Annotated in this window: 23 protein-coding genes; 18 read left to right on the forward strand and 5 right to left on the reverse strand. The window is 64.8% G+C overall.

Features of this window, described 5'->3' with window-relative positions; genetic code table 11:
- Nucleotides 1-1173, reverse strand: coding sequence for an anti-phage 6A-MBL system MBL-fold protein (gene mblB, locus QQL87_RS23315; protein WP_284424125.1), 1173 nt, complete (start codon nucleotides 1171-1173; stop codon nucleotides 1-3).
- 119 nt (nucleotides 1174-1292) lie between these two features.
- Here mblB and QQL87_RS23320 point away from each other — a divergent pair, with 119 nt between their 5' ends.
- From QQL87_RS23320 to QQL87_RS23350, 7 genes are all read left to right on the forward strand, one after another.
- Nucleotides 1293-1874, forward strand: a complete 582-nt coding sequence (locus QQL87_RS23320) for a hypothetical protein (RefSeq protein WP_284421079.1) — start codon at nucleotides 1293-1295, stop codon at nucleotides 1872-1874.
- Entirely contained in the window at nucleotides 1864-2289 is a 426-nt protein-coding gene (locus QQL87_RS23325; RefSeq protein WP_284421078.1) for a hypothetical protein, read from the forward strand. The genes QQL87_RS23320 and QQL87_RS23325 overlap by 11 nt, the downstream gene beginning before the upstream one ends.
- Entirely contained in the window at nucleotides 2289-3092 is an 804-nt protein-coding gene (locus QQL87_RS23330) for an ImmA/IrrE family metallo-endopeptidase (protein ID WP_284421077.1), read from the forward strand. Before QQL87_RS23325 ends, QQL87_RS23330 begins: the two co-directional genes overlap by 1 nt.
- 1611 nt (nucleotides 3093-4703) lie before the next feature.
- Entirely contained in the window at nucleotides 4704-4868 is a 165-nt protein-coding gene (locus tag QQL87_RS23335; RefSeq protein WP_284421076.1) for a hypothetical protein, read from the forward strand.
- Between the two features lie 37 nt (nucleotides 4869-4905).
- Nucleotides 4906-5163: a hypothetical protein gene (locus QQL87_RS23340; RefSeq protein ID WP_284421075.1), complete on the forward strand. Its 258-nt coding sequence runs from the start codon at nucleotides 4906-4908 to the stop codon at nucleotides 5161-5163.
- Entirely contained in the window at nucleotides 5163-5393 is a 231-nt protein-coding gene (locus tag QQL87_RS23345) for a hypothetical protein (RefSeq protein WP_284421073.1), read from the forward strand. The genes QQL87_RS23340 and QQL87_RS23345 overlap by 1 nt, the downstream gene beginning before the upstream one ends.
- A complete protein-coding gene (locus QQL87_RS23350; RefSeq protein ID WP_284421072.1) occupies nucleotides 5390-5785 on the forward strand; it encodes a hypothetical protein in 396 nt (131 codons plus the stop codon). Before QQL87_RS23345 ends, QQL87_RS23350 begins: the two co-directional genes overlap by 4 nt.
- 183 nt (nucleotides 5786-5968) lie before the next feature.
- On the opposite strand, the gene QQL87_RS23355 is transcribed toward QQL87_RS23350, so the two are convergent.
- From QQL87_RS23355 to QQL87_RS23365, 3 genes are read right to left on the reverse strand one after another with little or no spacing between them, the layout of a single operon-like run.
- Nucleotides 5969-6628 carry a hypothetical protein gene (locus tag QQL87_RS23355; RefSeq protein WP_284421071.1) on the reverse strand — a complete coding sequence of 220 codons (660 nt, stop codon included), beginning with the start codon at nucleotides 6626-6628 and terminating at the stop codon, nucleotides 5969-5971.
- On the reverse strand, nucleotides 6618-7028 hold the full coding sequence (locus QQL87_RS23360; protein ID WP_284421070.1) for a hypothetical protein: 411 nt from the start codon (nucleotides 7026-7028) through the stop codon (nucleotides 6618-6620). Before QQL87_RS23360 ends, QQL87_RS23355 begins: the two co-directional genes overlap by 11 nt.
- Complete coding sequence (locus QQL87_RS23365; protein WP_284421068.1) at nucleotides 7018-7338, reverse strand: hypothetical protein; 321 nt, start codon at nucleotides 7336-7338, stop codon at nucleotides 7018-7020. The genes QQL87_RS23360 and QQL87_RS23365 overlap by 11 nt, the downstream gene beginning before the upstream one ends.
- A 141-nt stretch (nucleotides 7339-7479) precedes the next feature.
- Between QQL87_RS23365 and QQL87_RS23370 the strand changes: the two genes are divergently transcribed.
- Nucleotides 7480-8004: a hypothetical protein gene (locus QQL87_RS23370; protein WP_284421067.1), complete on the forward strand. Its 525-nt coding sequence runs from the start codon at nucleotides 7480-7482 to the stop codon at nucleotides 8002-8004.
- Here the strand turns inward: QQL87_RS23370 and QQL87_RS23375 are convergent.
- The gene (locus QQL87_RS23375) at nucleotides 7976-8269 is read right to left on the reverse strand and encodes a hypothetical protein (protein WP_284421066.1); all 294 of its coding nucleotides are present in this window, start codon (nucleotides 8267-8269) and stop codon (nucleotides 7976-7978) included. The two genes, QQL87_RS23370 and QQL87_RS23375, sit on opposite strands and share 29 nt — an antisense overlap.
- Nucleotides 8270-8417: 148 nt before the next feature.
- On the opposite strand from QQL87_RS23375, the gene QQL87_RS23380 reads away from it, so the two are divergent.
- The 10 genes from QQL87_RS23380 (at nucleotide 8418) to QQL87_RS23425 (ending at nucleotide 15005) form a co-directional block, all read left to right on the forward strand.
- On the forward strand, nucleotides 8418-8945 hold the full coding sequence (locus tag QQL87_RS23380; protein ID WP_284421065.1) for a hypothetical protein: 528 nt from the start codon (nucleotides 8418-8420) through the stop codon (nucleotides 8943-8945).
- 2 nt (nucleotides 8946-8947) lie between these two features.
- Nucleotides 8948-9088, forward strand: coding sequence for a hypothetical protein (locus QQL87_RS23385; RefSeq protein ID WP_284421064.1), 141 nt, complete (start codon nucleotides 8948-8950; stop codon nucleotides 9086-9088).
- An 85-nt stretch (nucleotides 9089-9173) separates the two neighbouring features.
- A complete protein-coding gene (locus tag QQL87_RS23390; protein ID WP_284421063.1) occupies nucleotides 9174-10064 on the forward strand; it encodes a metallophosphoesterase in 891 nt (296 codons plus the stop codon).
- Nucleotides 10061-10498 carry a hypothetical protein gene (locus QQL87_RS23395; RefSeq protein WP_284421062.1) on the forward strand — a complete coding sequence of 146 codons (438 nt, stop codon included), beginning with the start codon at nucleotides 10061-10063 and terminating at the stop codon, nucleotides 10496-10498. Before QQL87_RS23390 ends, QQL87_RS23395 begins: the two co-directional genes overlap by 4 nt.
- Entirely contained in the window at nucleotides 10495-11055 is a 561-nt protein-coding gene (locus tag QQL87_RS23400; RefSeq protein ID WP_284421061.1) for a metallophosphoesterase, read from the forward strand. The genes QQL87_RS23395 and QQL87_RS23400 overlap by 4 nt, the downstream gene beginning before the upstream one ends.
- Before the next feature lie 186 nt (nucleotides 11056-11241).
- The gene (locus QQL87_RS23405) at nucleotides 11242-11472 is read left to right on the forward strand and encodes a hypothetical protein (protein ID WP_284421060.1); all 231 of its coding nucleotides are present in this window, start codon (nucleotides 11242-11244) and stop codon (nucleotides 11470-11472) included.
- A 55-nt stretch (nucleotides 11473-11527) separates the two neighbouring features.
- Complete coding sequence (locus QQL87_RS23410) at nucleotides 11528-11842, forward strand: hypothetical protein (RefSeq protein WP_284421059.1); 315 nt, start codon at nucleotides 11528-11530, stop codon at nucleotides 11840-11842.
- Between the two features lie 20 nt (nucleotides 11843-11862).
- Nucleotides 11863-12234 carry a hypothetical protein gene (locus QQL87_RS23415; RefSeq protein WP_284421058.1) on the forward strand — a complete coding sequence of 124 codons (372 nt, stop codon included), beginning with the start codon at nucleotides 11863-11865 and terminating at the stop codon, nucleotides 12232-12234.
- A gap of 339 nt (nucleotides 12235-12573) precedes the next feature.
- Complete coding sequence (locus tag QQL87_RS23420) at nucleotides 12574-14043, forward strand: Eco57I restriction-modification methylase domain-containing protein (protein WP_284421057.1); 1470 nt, start codon at nucleotides 12574-12576, stop codon at nucleotides 14041-14043.
- On the forward strand, nucleotides 14040-15005 hold the full coding sequence (locus tag QQL87_RS23425; RefSeq protein ID WP_284421056.1) for a BsuBI/PstI family type II restriction endonuclease: 966 nt from the start codon (nucleotides 14040-14042) through the stop codon (nucleotides 15003-15005). The genes QQL87_RS23420 and QQL87_RS23425 overlap by 4 nt, the downstream gene beginning before the upstream one ends.
- Nucleotides 15006-15008: the final 3 nt, after the last annotated feature.

The raw sequence follows: 15008 nt of genomic DNA on the forward strand, positions 1-15008 counted from the left end.
TCAGCCCGCCCGGGCCGGGGTCGACGTGATGGTGCCGATCACGGTCGGCGCCACGACGCTGAGGCGGGTGCCGCGGCTGGTGATCTCGACTTCGAGCGGCTTGGGCGAGGTCGCGTTCGGCGACTCCATCGTGACCTTGAAGTCGCCGGCCTTGTCGTCGACGACGCGCCGGTGGTGGTTGGCGGCCTGGCGGTGTGGCGGCTGGACGTCCGTGTCCTCGGTGGTGCCCTTGGCCGGGATCGGCCAACTCGGGGACACGATGATACATCCGTCGCGGCTTCGGTCCTCGAACAGCCACTTCACGTCCGGCACCGCGACGGTCTCGTCGGTGCCGCGTTCCGGGCCGAGGGACAGGTAGGAGCAGTGGTGGAAGAGCTTCAGCACGTCCCAGAGCAGCCGGTCCTCCCGTCCGTGACGCTTCGTCGTCAGCACGATCTTGGAGAGGGTGTCGTAGTCGACGTCGGATCCGAAGATGGCGTAGGTCTCGTTGCCGCCCTCATCGAACGTGACCTGGAAGACGATGGAATCCTGGTTGCGGTCCTCGACCTCGCGGTCATTAACGCGCCAGGCGAACGGCGAATGGACGAAGAACTCGGCCCGGGAGGCGCCGTTCTTGCTGAACCCCGGCACGGTTTGGCCTGCGTCCACGATGCAATGGGCCCGGTCGGCCACCGTCAGGCCGCGCGAGGCCAGGAAGTCGTGGAGGCGGGCAGGCCGCGAAAAGACCTTGATGCCCTCGCCCTTCTCCAGCCGATAGCGCGCTTCCTGCCGGATGACGCGGGCGTCACCGTCGAGCCCCTCCTCGGTGATCACCGCGGCCGGCACCCACATTTCGTTCATCTTGATGCGGCCGCCGCCCTGGTATTTCGAGGCATGGCGAAACCAGAAGAAATCCGCGGCGCCCTTCACGTGGTCGGTGTCGAGATGGGAGAAGCAGACAACGTCGTAGTCGTCTCGGTACGTGTCGTCGAGCGCCCGCCGGAGTAGCACCGGCAGATCGCACCGACGGTCGGAATTGTCGTCGGCGCAGCGCATGTTGGCGTAGTCGATCAGGACCGTCTGGCCGTTGGCCAAGTCGATCCGGGTGGTGTCGGCGTTGCCGAGCGGGAAAAACGTGATCTTGGCGGTCATTGGACCTCTTTGGGTTGTAGGTGGCGAGAACTGTGTCATCATGCGTTTAGGCGCACCCTCGCGGCCCACGCGGACATTGATTTTTCTTGTCCGCGCCGGGGGGAGGGCCGCGCCTAAGCCAGAGATGACAAAGTTCCAAGGGAAAGATGCCGAACGCACTAATGGAGGAATCAGCCGAAGGAGGGCCGGACGGCGGGGCTTACTCGCCCGACGAACTCCTGACGCTGATCTCCGCGTTCACACCGCTGGACTGGCTGCGGGTCAGGAAGGCGGCGATCCACTTTTCCAAGCGGTGCCGTCTCGAATGGCGCGAGCTTCAGAACGAAGCCCTGGTCCGAAGCCTTGACGGCCGCCGGAAGTGCCCCAGAAATGTCGCCGTGACGACCTTTCTAGGAAACGTGATCCGCAGCATCGCCTCCGAGGCCTACGGGTTCGAAGGCCACGTGCATCTTTCCGAAGAGTTGGAGGCGCAGCAGCGCACGGCTTCCGGACTGACCGACCTGACAAAGTCGGCCGATCCCGCGGCTTCGACCATGGACGCCCAGAAGATCCTGGCCGAGGTCGTCGCTGCTTTCGACGGAGACGCGATGGCCGAGATGATGTTTGACGGGATCATCGACGGGGTCGAAGGCCAGGAACTCCGTCAACTGCTGGAGCTCTCGCAGAAGGACTTCGATTCCAAAAGGCGTTTCGTGCGCCGCCGCCTAAACGACTATGCTGAAAGGAATCCCCATGTCCGATGACAAGAAGGCGAGGGATCGGCTCGAACGGATGGACGACTTCGTACTGCACGATCTGTCCTCGATTTCGGATGAGGAGCTCCTAAAGGAGGCGATCGAGGACGGCGTCGACTTGGAGGAGGTCGGCCGAGCCGGACTCGCAGCGCTCGATCGGGCCCAGCTCGTCATCGGAAGGCGGCGCATGGCGGCCATCCGGCGCGACATGGAGATGGATTCGAGAAAACCGCCGATGCGGCCCGTGCGCGGCGCGTCTCAGGCCGGTCTTCGGAGCATACTCGCGCGAAACCGAGAGGCGGCCAACAAGTTGACGATGGCGGCCCGTAACGAAACCGGATCGCTCGACGACGATGCAGAAGGAATTTTGGCCGATTTCATGGAATTGGGGGCCATTCCTGGGGAGGGTGAAGGAGAGGCCTGATGAGCTACTCGGCACCCGAACGGTTGTTGCGGTCGTTGGGGATAGGAAAGCCCGAGGAGATCGACCTGGAGGCAGTCGCATGGAGCGTGGGCGCGAAGGTGAAGTATCGGTCGCTCAAATCATGCGAGGCGCGGATCTGCGGGTGCGGCGACAAGGCGATCATATCAGTTGACGACACAAGGATTCCGCAGCGGCAGCGCTTCTCGTTGGCGCATGAAATCGGACACTGGACCTACCATCGCGGACAACTTCTCGTCTGCAGGTCAAAGGACATCGGAAGCTTCGGCGCAAGGGGAGCGACCAATCCGGAATCCGTGGCCGACCAGTTCGCGTCAGAGCTTCTGCTGCCCGCCTACATCCTTCGGCCGGTCATCGCCCAATACAAGGCGCTGAACCTAAAGACTGTCGGCGAGATCTCCACCGCCTTTAAGGCGAGCCGTACCGCGACCGCTATCCGCCTAGTTCAAAGCAACAAGTTTCACGCCATGCTGGTCTGCCATGGTCGGAAAGGACGGAAGTGGTTTCTTCGGCCACCCTGCGTTCCCGACCGCTGGTTTCCGCGCGACGAACTCGACAGGGACAGCTACGCCTTCGAGACCCTCTACGGCTCTAAGGTCGAGCAGACGCATCCGCGGAAGATCGATGCCGATGCCTGGTTCGACCGCCGCGGCGCCGAGCGTCATCAGCTGTTCGAGCACACGTTCCCCCTGCCAAACGACGAGATCTTGACCTTGTTGACGTTCACCGATGCGGAGATGATGGAGGAAAATGACTCGTCCTGGTCCTACCGGCGTAGAAGCTAGGCCCGTTCGTCTGACCCTCTTCGCTTACTCCGTGCCGCAGCGCCCGTGTCCCGGCCGAAGGAGCCGGTACCGTTCGACCAAGCCTCGAGCCTTGCTCTTCGCTGCCGTCTCAGATCGTAGACTCTTGAGTGCGACAAACCCAAAGCTTTTGATATTTCCGCGTCGGCTCCTCGACAGAAACCTGTCAGGCCTTCTGCGATTTCAAGGCTCTGATGATGGCCTGCTCGACGAACTGCCAGGCCTTCTAGTCGTTCTTGAACGCGGCTTCCTTCACCGCCTCGATGATCTCCGGCGTCATGTAGAGCAGCGTTGCGCGACGCCGTCACGCGATAGGGGCGGCACGGCGGACTACGACCTCGAGACCGGCATATGTTGACGGCCCAAGCCAGTCTGTCCTCAAGCTAGGCTCGTCGTCTCCAGATCGTCCATCGCTAGATGCTCCTTGGGCTCAATTTCGGGTCGAGGCCTTGCTGGCAACAATAGGCGAGGCGACGTTTCAGCACTTCGGCCTCCACCGCACAGACGGAATCAGAGTAGGGATTTGAGGGGCCCAAAGCCAGCGTGGTCTACGACCTCATAGGTGAGGCCGATGCCTCGATCTGCTCTCGCACGCGAGCGACAAGCGATTCCGGCACTGCGAAGCCACGCCGCACAATTATGCCCTGAGAATCTCGATCCACAACACGCACCGTAGGTCTGATCAAGCCTGCCTCGATGAGGCAATTCATGACGGCTGGCGAGCAATCAGGCGGAAATCCCAAGGCAACGCTTTCAAACGCGTGCACGATTGCCGAAACCAGCTCACTGCAAGGATGGAGTTGTTCACCGGCCATAGATACCTCCTGAAAGAAATATACATCAAAGGAGGACCCTAGCGAGGATGTGCGCGAGTTTTCCCGGTTTAAGTCTAGCTAACAGACTATCAGCTGATGGCCGCTCGTTCCCGGTTCGAAACGGCGGGTGCTGCCCGGCCGACGCCATGACTGAAAGGGCCGGCCGCCTCCCACGCCGTGGCTGCGCCGCCGGTGATCATGGCTCCGACGACGAGGTGTCCGGCGGTGACCATCCAGGGCCGCTGCCGCTCGACCGCCTGGCTCGGCACAAACTTCGTGTTCGGGTCGACCGACGCCAGGCTGAGATCGCGCTAAAGCTTGCGGATCGACGAGGCCCGCCCCGAGTGAAGGCCGCGCGCCGCCGTCACCGGCGTGCTGTCCTGGCTTACGCCGGTTTCGTGAAATCGGACGAAGGTCTACCTCGAGTTATCGCAATCGCCGCCGCGGTGATTGCTATCGCTGCCTTCGCGGTGTCATCACCGCCACGCCCATAAGCATCATCACGTTCACCGGCACGGCCGGCCGCGCGGCCGGCGCCGGAGTCATCGTTCTGGCAGCGGCTCACAGGGGGCGGGGCGTCATCCTTGGTGTCGATCGGCCGCCATGACCTCGGCGGGACGGCCCGCCAGCTTGGGATTCCCAGGTCGCTGTGGTGCGCCGACTGGATCAACCGCGTGCTCCGGAAGGCCGGCCTGGTCGGCTCCGGATCCAGTGCGGCGATGTCCTTCGCCACTACGGGCGCCGCGTCGCGGGCCCCCAGGTCGGCGCCATAGCAACCATGGAGCGACGCGGAGGCGGGCACGTCGGCATCGTGACCTCCTACAACGCGGACTCCGTCACGCTGATCTCAGGCAACAGCTGCGGGCCGCGGGGCAACCGAACGGTCTGCGAGCGGACCTACGCCAGCGCCAGGATGCTCTCCTACACGGTCGCGGAGAACTGACACGCGCGTCACCTCCCCGGACCCGAAGATCGTTTCAATGGTGCTGAGGCAGTACAGGGAGCACGCCGCGGCGGAGCGCTGGCCCGACTGGTCGCTGCGGGCTCTGAGGCGCCTGGCGGCGCTGCATCGTGACATCGAACGCCAGCCGGCGGAATCCGTCGCGAACGGACAGCCCGCCAGTGGCCTCGGCGGCATAGTTCCCGTCGAGATCGTCGACCGCCTGCCGGCGCGTACCTTGTCCCCGGAGCAGGCGCTGCGGGAGGGCGGCCTTCCCGTGCACGTCGGGGCCGTCTGATGCCCGGCGAGCAGCCCTGGCTCGACGAGGAGAACGACTTCGTCGTGCTGCGGCCGGCGCCGCCGGCGGTCGCGCGGACGTCCGGAGGGCGCATCGCCATGCTGCGGTCTGAGCGCATGATGATCGTCGCCAGGTACGACGACGGCGGGATGCCGTTGGCCGTCTACGGCGTCGTCCGGATGTTCGAGATCGAGATCTCCGAGCTCCAGCTGAAGGCGGCACGGTCGTGAAGGTGATCATGCTCCAGCAGTGGGACGCCTGGGTGATCCGCCTGGAGCGGCCCGGCCGGCAGACCGTCTTCTATGAGACCGAGGCGGTCTGGAACGTCGCGGCCGCCCGCGCGACCATCTTCCGGGACTACGAAGCCGCACACGCCGGGACCGCACGGATGCGCCGGAGGATCGCCCAGGACGGCGAGATCCTCGACGTCGTTCCGCTCGCCGGCGCGATCTTGGCCGCCGCGTTATCGGATCAATCTGCCATCATTGGGATCGATGCGGGAGCGCGCCGGCGACCAGCCGTCGGCTGTCTCTGGAGGGGGTGCGCGCCCGTTGGGGACCGCCCGCGTGAAGGCGGCGGCGCGTTCGAAGATCATATCGATAGGCGACTCATGGGAAGCTAACTGCTGATAGCTTCCCATGAGGCTGTTCGTGGAGCATGCTATCGGACGGTAACACACGGTATCTTTGCCCATTAAAATAGCGTGCCTGATTAGTAGCGTCACCGGTGACGCATCACAGGTGACGGTGCTTTTGGCGACACCCCCCGTTACATCCCTCGATCTGCAACGGGAAATTTGGAATTCTTACGTTTTTGTAATGTTGGCCGCGAGCCAGGCGTGGCCGTGCTCCGTGATACGCCATTCGAACTGGAACCAGCGGTCTGTCCGCGGCGGCAGGGACCCGTTGCGCGCGATGAAGCCGGCTCGGCGCAACGGGTCGATCGGCCTGGCCGTGATCTTCGCCGGCGCGGTGCATGGCTTCGTGAGCGTGAACGATGACCAGTCCCTTCCGCGCTCGGTCAGCCTGGAGCCGTCGCGCAGCGCGATCAGGAGATCGCGGGGCCCCGGCGTCAGCCTGAGTGTCGGCGGCGCCGGCGGCCCGTAGACTGGCTCCGGACGGCGCAGGAGTGGATCCGGCAGCTTCTTGCCGCTGATCTCCTCGAGATGCGGGATAGGATTGTACGCGTCGACGCCATCCGGAAGCGGCATCCAGTGCGTGACGGTCAATCCAACGATCGGGTTTTCCTTATCGAACGGCGTCCACCAGCAGCTTCCGCCTCGCGCCGGGATTAGGACGGTGTCCTGATAGTAGTTCACGGCGGCGGTGTAGACATATTTGCGGTCGTATTTGTATTCCGACAGCGGGCGCCAGCCGTCGCTCAGGAGCAGCCGGGCGTAAGCCGAGCCCTCGGCCGCTTGCCGCTCGAGCTTGGCTCTCTCGACGTCGTCGAAATCAAGCTGCATTGGCCTGCTCGATTAGGTGGGCCTTCGTCGCCTCCCGGTCCTCTTCGGAATAGGCCGGGCTCAGGTCGACCAGCTGCAGCAACAGCGTCAACTCGTCGGGGCCGTCGTCGAGGTGGCTGCGGAGCGTCAGGAACTCGTCCGCGACATCGGCGGCACGCTGCTCCGCGAAGGCGAGGAGCTCCTTGGTCTGTTCGACGCGCCGAAGCAGGTGCGCCTTGATGACCCCCTCGACTGCCCGGATCTCCGGCTCCGTCATGAAGCGGTCGATGTTGGCCCGCAGGGCGCCGGGCGGCAGGCCGAACAAGTGCTCGCCGCCTGGGCGCCAGCATGAGCCGTACGACATCTTCAACTGCTGCTCGACCAGCTGCCAGACGGCGGTGTTTGGCCAGCTACGCGACATGCTCGGCCTCCTGTTCGCGCTTGGACCGCTTGCGTGCGATTCCGGCGGTGCGCTCGATCTCAATCCGGAGCACCGTCAGGCCGGCGGCCCGCTCCTGCGAGAGTGCCTGCTCGCGCTCGATGAGCGCGACGAGCTCGCAGTCGAGGTCCCGGGCCCGATCGGTCTTGCCGCCGTAAGGCCGCCTGTATTCGAACAGCTGCGACCGGCTGATACCGAGCCCGGCGGCCATCTTGACCGTCCAGAATCTCCCGTACAGCGCTCGGCCGACGTGCTCGATGCGCTTCGCTAGCGTCTTCAGCTTCTCCGTCATGTCGTCTCCGTTATGGCGATGTGCCGTATCATGTCCGACGCATGCTGTCCGATGATCCTGAATTGGTCAAATCGGGTTTGCGCTTTGGATTTGCAGCCGGCGGGTCCATCATCGCCTCGCCCAACCGTAGGAGGCGCAGTCATGAGGTCAATTCTCGCCGCCATCGGCGCCGCGCTACGCGGCGCGTTCGCCGTCATCAGGGACGTCGTCATGCTCCCCGTCGATCTGTTGTCGAGCATGTTCGGAGGCCCGCTGGGTCCGCCGCCGGCCGGCGACAGTCCCCTCGTCGCGGAGCTCAAGGCGAAGACCCGCGCCGCTCAGGGCGAGGCGATCCCGCGGGCCGCCGAGGCGATGGCCAAGGTCGTCAGCAATTGGTCGATGGACTGCATCATCGACGACCGCCGCCTGCCGGTGCCGACGCCGCCGAGGGTCTCGCGCGACGTCGCGAACTGGCTCCAAGGGCTGACGAGCGACGAGTGCGTGCTGATCGCGAAGGCTCAAATTAATGCCATTTCCGCGCACATCGCGGGCACGGCGCACATCGATGGACTGCGCGCCGTGCAGAGGCTCGAAGCCGAGCCGTGGGAGTCGCTGGCGATCGTGCCGTCGTGGGGGCCGACGCTCGAACCGCAGCCCGTCATCGCGAGCGCGCCGGGCGTACGGTGAGTCTCTCGAGGACGCGGCGGAGCCTAGCGTTGTCACGCTCCAGGTCCTCGGCGCGATCGACCTGACCACGCCGCAGGGCCTCGCTCAGGTCGAGAGCGCACTCCAGCTGCTCCCGGGTCCAGTGGTCCCACCTCGCCGCGTTCGCCGCCGCCGCGTTGCGGGCGCCCTGGATCAGCGCTCCGGCGATCGCGACCGAAACCGTCGCGGCGCCGGCCCCGAACTGGCTGGCGTCGAATTGAGTGTGGCTGCCTCCGTAGGTCGTCATCTCGCTCTCCTGTCTGATCTCGATCAAACATAACATGTCCGACGCCGATTGACACTACGCCGACACTCGTATAGGATCCGTTAAAGTCGACCGGGGCCAACAGCCGGGACGACTTTTTCGAAATCTCATTGCTGAATGGATCTAGGCAATGCTCACGCAGACGACGCAGACGTCCTTCGACTTCACGTTCGCCCCTCCCGCCGGCGTCCGCTCGGTCTCGGCGACCCGCCGCAAGACATCGACGAAGCGCCGCTTCACCGATGCCGAGCTCCGCGCGGCCGTCTCCCGCTTCGGGGACGACGACGAGCTCATCGCCTCCCATCTCCGCACGTCCGTCACCGACGTGCACCGCCGCCGGAAGAAGCTCGGAATCGCCAAGGTAACTTGGACGCTGGAGGCGCGGCGCCGGTTGTTTCTCATGGCGACCAGGACGCCGCGTCCGACAAACGCCGAGATCGCCAGAGAGTTCGGCTGCTCGGTCGGCGCAATCGAGACTGCGCTGTCCCGTCACAACATCAGCCGGGGCGGCGTCTCGGCCGGGCCGGCCAAGCCCCGCAATCTTTCGGCGAAGGTCGAGAAGCGCTGCATGCGGTGCAAGGGCCCGTTCGTGCCGGCGCACAGGCACAACTACATGTGCAACGGTTGCCGCGCAGAAGTCGCGAACATGGCGGCCTGATCATGGAGATCCTGGTCGTCATCGTCGTCGCATCGTTCCTGATCCTCGCGGTCCGGCTCGCGTGGCAGCTGGCCTGCCTGCTCGTCCCGGTGCTGATCGTCGCCGCGCTGCTGCACGGCTGCACCATGGCGGGGGGCGTCTGATGCCGAGACATCCGACTCAGAGCTATCAGGTCGCCCGCGCGCGACGCGCAGCCGCGGTGGCCCAGGCGGGTTCATAGGATTCAAAATGCGCCTTCACATCGTCAGCGACCTGCATGCCGACATCGGCGGCAACGCGATCACGGAGTGGACGCCTCCGGAGGCCGACGTCGTCGTCGTCGCCGGCGACGCGATGGCGCCTGGGTCGCACGCGCTGCGTCTCGTCCGGCGGCTCTATCGCGACACCTCGATCCCGATGATCTACGTCCCCGGGAATCATGACTATTACAGCGAAGGCGACCGCAAGGTCGTCGCCCGCGACCCCACGCTGAAGACGACGCGGGACACCGAGCGCGCCCGTATGCGCGAGGTCGCGGCCGAGCTCGGCATCGTCCTGCTCGACGACGAGGCGGTCGCGATCGACGGCGTGCGCTTCGTCGGCAGCACGCTGTGGAGCGATCTCCGTGCCAGTCCGCGACACATGACGTTCGAAGACGTCGAGCGCGAGGCCCGTCACAATCACAACGATTTCAGGCTGATCAAGGTCGACGAAGGACGCAGCAGGGACAGGTGGACCGTCAGGCGGATGCTGTCGGCGCATCAGGCGGCGCGCGCGTTCATCGAGAGGGTGCTGGCGGAGCCTCACGAAGGAGATACGGTCGTCATCACGCACGCCGCGCCGTCATACCGAAGCCTTGCCGGCTGGGATCCGTCGGCGCCGACCACGTTCCGGGAGATGGACTCCCTGTACGCCAGCGACCTCGAGTACCTGATGACCGGCGAGAACGCGCCGGCGTTGTGGATCCACGGCCACGTCCATCACAACATGGACTACTCGGTCGGCGCGACGCGCGTGATCTGCAATCCCCGCGGCTATCCGCCCGAGCGTGGAAAGCGGCATCGCGAGAACCCCGCTTTCGATCCCGGCCTAGTCGTCGAGATCGAGCCGCGTCCAACGCAGATGATGAGGATCCGATGAGCATCATCGCACGCCTTCTCAAGGCATTCCGCTCCGCCGAGCGAGACGACAGGGTCGTCATCGATCAGACCGCCTATTTCGACCGGCTCTCCGACGAGAGGCGCCGCCAGCGGCGGATCGCCGAGGAGAACGACCGATACGAATTCGGGATGGCCAAGCTCGCGCGCAATTGGGCTTCGACGACGCTCGAGCTCCGGCGCCGCGAGCGGCTCCCGACGAAGCTTCCGGCCGCCGTGCAGGCGTGGCTGCCGGGCTTGACGGTGCAGGAGCTCATCGTTTTGTCGAAGGCTTCGCACGACGCGATCCAGGCGCACCTGTTCGGTGGCAAAAATCTCGCCGGCGTGCGCGCGGTTCAGCCGCTCGATGAGTGCGTGCTCGTCTTCCCGAAGCCCGTCGCAGAGCCCATGGACCCCCGGATTCGGAGGTTCTCATGAGCGCCACATACCTGATCGCCGACCCTCACTTCGGTCATGCCGCCATCATCCGGATGTGCAATCGACCGTTCGAGTCTGTCGAAAAAATGGACGAGATCATGGCCGAGTCATGGAGGCGGACGGTGAGGCCAAACGACACCGTGATCGTCGTCGGCGATTTCGCACACCGGATGAAGCCGGACGCGCTGCGCCGCCTATTCGACAGCTTGCCGGGGCGCAAGCACCTGATCATCGGGAATCACGACGACAAGCACACGCGGGCCCTCGGCTGGGAGAGCCAGCACGAAATCTGGCACGTGTCGATCGACGGCCAGAACGTCGTGCTGTGTCACTACCCGATGTTGACGTGGGCGAAGGACCGTCGCGGTGCTCTGCAGCTGTACGGTCACACGCACGGCCGGCTTCGCGGCAACGTCCAGTCAGCTGACATCGGCGTCGACGTGATGGGTTGGGCGCCGGTGAGGTTGTCCGCGATCCGCGACTACATGTCCACGCTGCCGCTGCGCGTGCACCCCGAAGACGGTCTCGAGAACCAGGCAGGAGGCCTGACGCCGTGAGTAACCCAGATCTGACCGAGTCCGAGAAAGCCGACCTCGCCGAGCGCGTCCACGAAGCCGTAGAGCAGTTCAAGCGCCTGCGCGATTCTCCGCTATGGAACGTGCAGACGTTCCGCGTCAGCGACATCGCGGGCGAGCTCAGTCGTAGACAGGCCAAAATGGCTATGCAGCTGGATAGCTATGCAGATGAGGATCCCTACCGAGGAGGACGTCCTCAAGATGCCGGTAGAACTTCCTGAGGACCTGCTGACCGGCGACGGCGAGATGTACACGCTGTCGGTAGATCACGAATGGCTTCGCAGGTTGGGGAAGGACGCTCCCATTAGGGTCGGAGATCCCGCGAAGATCGATCTCGGCATCGTGAGCCTCAAATTCACGACCGTCGCACGTCCGAAGGCGGTGGAGTTGGGACGATGAGAGCGTACGACCTTATCGACCTCATCCCCGAGCCGGTGCTGATGGAGCCGGCCTGATGACCCAACTCCAGATGTTCGACCCCCGCGCCACGCCGACGGCGACGCGGGAGATGCTGGCGGACACGAAGCTGCGCAGCGCCATCGACCTCATGCGCCCGCAGGGCGGCGCCGGGTGGCCCTACGTCGAGCGCATCGGAGCGATCGGCGACGCCCGCGCTTGGGCGGTGGACGACGGCGGCGTTCGGTACGTGGTCCTGGATGACACAATTTTTCGGGCTGGCGATCTCTGGTTCGCCGTGGCGCCCGTCCGCAAGGCTGCGTTGGCGGCGTTCGCGAGGTGGGATGAGTTCAACGGAGGAGAGACGACATGAAGCCATACGCGTAGAGAGTTTTGGACGCTCTAGTTTTCGAGCTTTTCCGGAAGGATGAGCCGAAGCTTGCGGAGGCGGTGCAGGCGGCAATGCACAAGGCTTCCGACGTGAAGTTGGCCGCCTATGAGGCAAGCGAGCCTTACAGGAGCCAGCGCTACACGGGTCAGGTCGTCGAGACCGGAGAGAAGACGATCCGTGAGTACGTAGACGAACTCGACTCGCCGGAGCTTTGCCGAGGCGGATGGCCCGATACGATCACTGTGTCGCAGCTTCCGGATAGCAGCCGAGAGCGGTTCGTCTTCGAGCTACAGGCGTACTGCCTCCTCTCGAAGGACGAGGCGCTCGCGTTCTTGCTGAGGAAGATCGGGCAGACCGACGAGGTGCGCGCATGACCGGAACCGCCCCCAAACCCTGGACGTGGGCTCCGGTCACTCCGAAGATCGGAGACGTCGTCACCATGCCGAACCCGCTCACGCGCTGGGATCGTTTTCGCATTTGGCTCGGTCTCAGGCGCAAATCGCCAGCGACCGGTCAGATGGTCTGCGTCGCCGGCCACGTGAGTGCTCCGCTGCCTCCTCGATGGGAGGTCCGCGACGTCGCGCCGTACGCCATGCAGACAGTCGAGGCAGCAAAGAGGGGCGAGACGTGAGTCGCCGGCGACCTCGCCGAATCCTTGGGAAACCATTGATTTCCTGATGAAGTCGGCCATCCGAGTCCTATATGGTTTCGGCATGGACAGCACGGACAATGACCTGTTCGGCGACCGCGAGATCGTCGCGGAACCCGAACGCAAGCCCAAATCGAAGAAATCCGAACTCGGCCAGTTCTTTACCGGAGAGCGCATAGCCGCGTTCATGGCCGGCCTGTTTCCCCAGCCCAGGGGCAGCGTACGGCTGCTCGACGCCGGCGCCGGCCAGGGCGCGCTGACCAAGGCCTTCGTCGAGACGGCCCGGTCTCGGGGCTTCAAGGGGCGCCTGGAGGCGCACGTCTTCGAGAAGGACGAGGAGGTCATCCCGGACCTCCGGACGGCCGTGGCCGGCCTGGACGCCGACGGCAAGGTGTTCGAGGGCGACTTCATCGAGCGCGCCGCCACGATGATCAAGCTGGGGCGGGGCGACCGGTACACGCACTCGATCCTCAATCCGCCGTACGGCAAGATCAACACGGGATCCGCCCACCGCGGCTTCCTCCGGACGGTCGGCCTCGAGACCGTCAACCTCTACCCGGGCTTCGTCGGCCTGGCGTTCGAGATGCTCGCCGACGGCGGGGAGCTCGTCGCCATCATCCCGCGCAGCTTCTGCAACGGTCCATACTATCTGCCGTTCCGCCGCTGGATGTTCGCGCGCGGCGCGATCCTGCACATCCACCTGTTCGAGTCCCGCAACAAGGCCTTCAAGTCGGACGGCGTTCTCCAGGAGAACATCATCATCCACATGAAGCGGAGCGTGGAGCAGGGCGACGTCAAGGTGACGCTGTCGACCGACGACACCTTCGAGGACCTGTCGGAGACGACGCACCCCTTCGGCAAGATCGTCTATCCAGACGACCCCGAGGCCTTCATCCATATCCCGACGGGCGACGACGGGGAGCTCCTGTCGGCGCCGGCGTTCGGCCACACGCTCAAGGATCTCGGCCTGGCGGTCGCTACCGGGCCGGTGGTCGACTTCCGGCTGCGGGGCGACATGTGCGCTCCCGACGACGCCGACGCGGTGCCGCTGCTCTACACCAGCCACTTCGTCGACGGCGAGCTGGTCTGGCCGAAGGAGAACTTCAAGAAGTCCAACGCGATCCGGCGCAACGCCAACACTGAGAAGTGGATGATGCCGTTCGGCGTCTACACGATCGTGAAGCGGTTCTCGTCGAAGGAGGAGCGCCGGCGCATCGTCGCCAACGTCGTGGATCCGGCCAGGCTGCCGGCGAACGAGGTGCTGGGCTTCGAGAATCACCTGAACGTGATACACAAGGGCAAGAAGCCTCTACCTGAGGATGTCGCGCAGGGTATCGCCGTGTTTCTGAACTCGACCGCCGTCGACCGCTATTTCCGCCGGTTCAACGGCCATACCCAGGTCAACGCCACCGACCTGCGGACGATGCGCTTCCCGTCGATCGACGCGATCAGGTCGCTCGGGACGTGGGTCAAGGAGCTCGGACGCCGGCCGACCGACGACGAGATCGACCGGAAGATCGAAAGCCTGGCATGAGCAAACAGAAGCTGATCGACGAGGCGTTGCAGATACTCGCCGATCTCGGCCTGCCGCCGGCGCAGCGCAACGAGCGTTCGGCGCTCACGCTGCTGGCGCTGGTCGACCTCCGCCCTGACGGCAAGTGGTCCGAGCTCAAGGAGCCGCTGATGGGGGTGACGCCGATCATGGAGTGGATCGGCAAGCACTACGACAAGGTCTACGCTCCGAACACCCGCGAGACCATACGCCGGCAGACGCTGCACCAGTTCGTGGACGCCGGCATCGCGCTCTACAATCCCGACGACCCGCTGCGCTCCGTCAACAGCCCGAAGGCCGTCTACCAGATCGCTCCGGACTGCAAGGCGCTGCTCCAGACGCAGGGGACGGGCAAGTGGGACGCCAAGCTGCTCGCATACCTGGAGCAGTGGCAGACGCTGGCCGACCGCTACGCGCGGGAGCGCGAGATGAACATGATCCCGGTGAAGATCCCCGGAGGCAAAGAGCTCAAGCTCAGTCCGGGGGAGCACTCAGAACTGATCCGGGACATCATCGAGCAGTTCGCCCCTCGCTTCGCTCCCGGGAGCGTTCTCGTCTACGCCGGCGACACCGGCGAGAAGATGGGCTTCTTCGACGAGGACCTGCTGCGCTCGCTCGGGGTGACCGTCGACAACCACGGCAAGATGCCGGACGTGATCCTGTTCTGGAAGGAGCGCAACTGGCTGCTGCTCGTCGAGTCCGTTACCAGCCATGGCCCGGTCGACGGTAAGCGGCATGAGGAACTGGCAAAGCTGTTCGCGAAGTCCACGGCCGGCCTGGTCTACGCGACCGCCTTCCCGTCCCGGACCACGATGGCGAAGTATCTCCCGGACATCGCCTGGGAGACCGAGGTGTGGACCGCGGACGCGCCGACGCACCTGATCCACTTCAACGGCGACCGCTTCCTCGGGCCGCACTCCGCGGCGCCGCCGGCTGCGAGCTGACCC

It is taken from the genome of Bradyrhizobium sp. SSBR45G, assembly GCF_030159255.1.
In the GTDB taxonomy this organism is placed as follows: Bacteria; Pseudomonadota; Alphaproteobacteria; order Rhizobiales; family Xanthobacteraceae; genus Bradyrhizobium.